Raw genomic sequence first — 4,062 nt, 5'->3', positions numbered from 1 at the left:
TGCCGCGTCGCGACGACGGCGAGCGCCCGGCGCGTCCGGCGCCGGCCGCGCGTGGCGAGGATTTCGACTACCACCGCGACGTCGGCAGCTTTGAGGCGCCGCGCCGCGACAAGGCGCCGAAAGCGCCGCGCGGCGCGCCGGAAGTGGGCATGGAGACCTACCGCATCGAGGTCGGTCACCAGCATGGGGTCAAGCCGGCCAACATCGTCGGCGCGATCGCCAACGAGGCCGGGCTGGAGAGCAAGTACATCGGCCGCATCGACATCCACGACGACCATTCGGTGCTGGACCTACCGGCGGACATGCCGCGCGAGTTGCTGACGCACCTGAAGAAGGTCTGGGTGTCCGGCCAGCAACTGCAGATGCGCAAGCTCGACGGCGACGATGCCGGCGGCGCGCCGTTCAAGCCGAAGTTCGCCCGTACCGGCAAGCCCGGCGGCAAGCCCAACGCCGCCGGCCCGCGCCCGGCCGGCCGCTTCGCCGCCGACCGGCCGCCGCGCAAGGGGCCGCCGAAGCGCTGAGAGGCCGGGAATAGGGAGTAGGGAATCGGGAATGGGGGGCGTCCCCGCTGCCGCTCCCTGCCGTCGTTCCCGACGCTAGCCATGGCCCAGCCGGCAGCAGCCCGCTGTTGCCATTCCCCATTCCCAACTCCCCATTCCCAGCCCATGTCCGTCCGCCTCAACAAGCACATCGCCGAGACCGGTTTTTGCTCGCGCCGGGAGGCCGATCGGCTGATCGCCGCGCGCCGGGTCACCGTCAACGGCCAGCCGGGTGGGGTCGGTTCGGTGGTGGGCGAGGGCGACGAGGTCAAGGTCGACGGGCAGCCGCTGCGCGCGCGCGCCAAGGCCAAGAGCGGGCGCCGCCACGTCTACATCGCGCTGAACAAGCCGGTCGGGGTGACCTGCACCACCGAGAGCGCGGTCAAGGGCAACATCGTCGACTTCGTCGGCCACGAGCAGCGCATCTTCCCGATCGGGCGCCTGGACAAGGAGTCCGAGGGGCTGATCCTGATGACCAGCAACGGCGACATCGTCAACGAGATCCTGCGCGCGGAGAACCGCCATCAGAAGGAATACCTGGTGGCGGTGAACAAGCCGGTCACCGACGAATTCCTGCGCGGCATGGCGCGCGGCGTGCGCGTGCACGACCAGATGACCCTGCCGTGCCGCACCGCGCGGATCGCCAAGTTCGGCTTCCGCATCGTGCTGGAGCAGGGACTCAACCGGCAGATCCGCTTGATGGCCGCGGCGTTCGACTACCGCGTCACCCAGTTGCGCCGCGTGCGCATCGACAACATCAAGCTCGGCGCGCTGAAGCCGGGCCAGTGGCGCAATCTCACCGAACAGGAACTGCGCGGCCTGCTGCCGCAGCGCCAGGAGTGGTAACCACGTCGCAGTGTCGGCGGTCGGCTGCCGCCGCGCGGCCCAACCGTACAGGCGGCGCGCCCGCCAGGGCTGGCGTCCGCCGCGGATTTGGCCATACTGCGCAACGCGAACCATCGCCGCCGCCGGGTATTCCGTGATCAAGCCCCGCAAGCCCGACAACGAAGCCGCACGCCTGCAGGCGTTGCACGCGTTGCAGATCCTCGACACCGAACCGGAAGCGTCCTACGACGATCTGGTCGGCATCGCCGCCAAGCTGTGCGACACGCCCTCGGCGCTGATCTCGCTGGTGGACGACGAGCGCCAGTGGCTGAAGGCGCAGCGCAACGTCTGCCTGTTGAGCACCGCACGCGACGAGTCGTTCTGCGGGCACACCATCCTGACCCCCGAGCAGGTCATGGTGGTCGCCGACGCCACCGCCGATGCGCGCTTCCAGCACAACCCGCTGGTCACCGAGGGCGGTGTGCGCTTCTACGCCGGCGCGCCGCTGCTGACCCGCGATGGCCTGCCGGTCGGCACGGTGTGCGTGCTCGACAACCGTCCGCGCACCCTGCAGCCGGAACAACTGGCGGCGCTGCAGGCGCTGTCGCGGCAGGTGATGCAACTGATCGAACTGCGCCGCAGCAGCCATGCGCTGGCGCTGCAGTTGCGCGAACGCGCCTGGTACGAGCAACAGCTGCTGCAGTACCAGGAATCGCTGGAATCGCTCAACGCCGAACTGCTGGAACAGGCGCGCACCGATCCGCTGACCGGCCTGCTCAACCGCCGCGCCTTCGCCACCGCGTTGATGATCCATGCCGAGGCGGCGCAGCCGGGTTCGGCGCCGCTCAGCGTGGCGATCCTGGATCTGGACTACTTCAAGAGCGTCAACGACCTGCATGGTCACGACAAGGGCGATGAGGCGCTGCTGGCGCTGGCCGACATGCTGCGCGCGCGCCTGCCGCCCGAGAGCGTCGTGGCGCGCTACGGCGGCGGCGAGTTCGCGCTGTTGCTGCCGGGGATGGACGCGGCGCAGGCCATGCGCGCCTGCGAGCGCCTGCGCCAGGACACCAGTCTGCTGCAGCTCGGTGTGTCGCTCACCGCCAGCATCGGCGTGGCCACGCTGCAGGGACGCGAAAGCGCCGAGGACCTGCTCAAGCGCGCCGACCAGGGCCTGTACCAGGCCAAGCGTGCCGGCCGCGATTGCGTGTCGCTGGCGGCGTAAGTACGCCACGTCATCGCGGAGCGACAGCGACGTTCTTCCTTCTCTCGCCGGGACCGCGGCCCCGTTTTGGGGAAGCGTCCCGCAGGGGCGGATGAGGGGAGGTGCGCCTTATCGTGCACTCACACTCCTCCTGACGCTTTCGCGCCGTACCCTCACCCCAACCCCTCTCCCGGGGGGAGAGGGGCTAGTTCCCGAGCATGCTGCGCCTTTCGCGTTGGGCCTGCGGTCATGCCGCAAATGCGCAGGACCGGGCCAATCCCGACTCCGCAATCCCCAATCCCGAAGTGAGCGCCCCCGCGCTCACTCCACCACGTTCTTCGCCTCGCAGGTGGCCAGCAGCTCCGGGTGCTGCAGCGGACGCGTGCGGGTCAGCAGCGGATGCAGGAACACCGCGCCCAGGATCACTGCCACGCCGAGGTAGAACAGCCCGGTGAGCTGGCGCTGCTCGTCCAGCAGCACGATCGCGAACACGATCGCGTAGACCGGTTCCAGGTTGGTGACCAGTTGCACCGCGTAGGCGCTGAGCCGGCGCAATGCGACCAGGGCCAGGGCGAACGGCAGCAGCGTGCACAGCAGCGCCAGCGCCAGCAGCAGCGCGGTGTCGTGCAGGCTGGGCAGCACCAGCAACGGCCCGCTCAGCGCCGGCAGCACGAACGGCAGCAACGGCGCCAGCGCGGTCAGGGTCAGGGTGCCGGCGCCCAGTTCCAGCGCGGTCACGGTCAGCGGATCGGCATGGTCGACCAGGCGCTTGTTGAGCGAGCCGAAGGCCGCCACCAGCAGCGCCGACACCGCGCCGACGGCGACACCGGCGCGCATCCCGTGCGGTACCCCGCCGACCACCAGGGCCACACCCGGCAGCACCGCCAGGCCGAAGGCCAGTTCGCTGGGGCGGAACGGTCGTTTCGCCACCCAGGGTTCGATCACCGCGGTGAACACCGGCGCCAGCGCGATGCAGGTCGCCGCGACCGAGGCGTTGGCCAGCTTGATCGCGCCGTAGAACGTGAGCCAGTGCAGGCCGACCAGGGCACCGACGATGGCATAGCCCAGCGCCAGTTTCGGCGTCAGCGCCGCCAGTCCGCGCCACACCCGCGGCAGCAGCGCCAGCGCCGCCACCACCATCAGCATCCGCCACCACACCAGCGGCAGCGCGGGCAGGGTGATCAGCTTGCCGAGAATCGCGGTGATCCCCCACAGCAGGACGCAGAAATGGATTTGCAGCTGGGCTTTGGTGGTGGGGTGCATCGGCATCCGCGTATTGTCGCGCAAAGCGCGCCGCCACGGTCGCGGATCGCCACACGGGTCAGGCGTCTGGCGCCGGCGGCGACGCGTTCCGCGCCATCCTGCGCGCATAGGCGGCGGTGAGCGGCGGTACCAGCAGCGCCGTCACCACCACCGAAGTCGCCACCAGTGCGGTCGCGGCCGGCGCGGTGGCCCGGAACTGCGGCGCCACCGCCGCCACCAGCGCGGGCGTGGTCA

The 4,062-nt window shown here is 70.2% G+C and carries 5 protein-coding genes; 3 read left to right on the top strand and 2 right to left on the bottom strand.

Features of this window, described 5'->3' with window-relative positions:
- The 3 genes from D183_RS25010 to D183_RS0116295 all read left to right on the top strand — a co-directional run.
- On the top strand, positions 1–521 hold a 521-nt coding region (locus D183_RS25010; RefSeq protein ID WP_039728133.1), incomplete at its 5' end, for a DbpA RNA binding domain-containing protein.
- A gap of 144 nt (positions 522–665) precedes the next feature.
- Positions 666–1,385: a pseudouridine synthase gene (locus tag D183_RS0116300; RefSeq protein WP_010343505.1), complete on the top strand. Its 720-nt coding sequence runs from the start codon at positions 666–668 to the stop codon at positions 1,383–1,385.
- A 133-nt stretch (positions 1,386–1,518) separates the two neighbouring features.
- Complete coding sequence (locus D183_RS0116295; RefSeq protein ID WP_017909939.1) at positions 1,519–2,586, top strand: GGDEF domain-containing protein; 1,068 nt, start codon at positions 1,519–1,521, stop codon at positions 2,584–2,586.
- A 300-nt stretch (positions 2,587–2,886) separates the two neighbouring features.
- Here the strand turns inward: D183_RS0116295 and D183_RS0116290 are convergent, their stop codons facing one another.
- Together D183_RS0116290 and D183_RS26550 are read right to left on the bottom strand one after the other, a co-directional pair.
- Positions 2,887–3,834, bottom strand: coding sequence for a DMT family transporter (locus D183_RS0116290; protein ID WP_017909938.1), 948 nt, complete (start codon positions 3,832–3,834; stop codon positions 2,887–2,889).
- 52 nt (positions 3,835–3,886) lie between these two features.
- Positions 3,887–4,062, bottom strand: a 176-nt coding sequence (locus D183_RS26550) for a 2-keto-3-deoxygluconate permease (protein ID WP_198527674.1), incomplete at its 5' end; no start/stop codon positions are given.

The organism is Xanthomonas sp. SHU 199, from assembly GCF_000364665.1.
Lineage (GTDB): Bacteria > Pseudomonadota > Gammaproteobacteria > Xanthomonadales > Xanthomonadaceae > Xanthomonas_A > Xanthomonas_A sontii.
The sequence above is the reverse complement of the archived record's forward strand: the minus strand, read 5'-3'. Positions and strand labels throughout refer to the sequence as shown.

Excerpts from the sequence above, each read along its gene's own strand:
- D183_RS0116300 (WP_010343505.1), top strand. The coding sequence starts at position 666 with ATGTCCGTCCGCCTCAACAAGCACATCGCCGAGACCGGTTTTTGCTCG.
- D183_RS0116290 (WP_017909938.1), bottom strand. The coding sequence starts at position 3,834 with ATGCCGATGCACCCCACCACCAAAGCCCAGCTGCAAATCCATTTCTGC.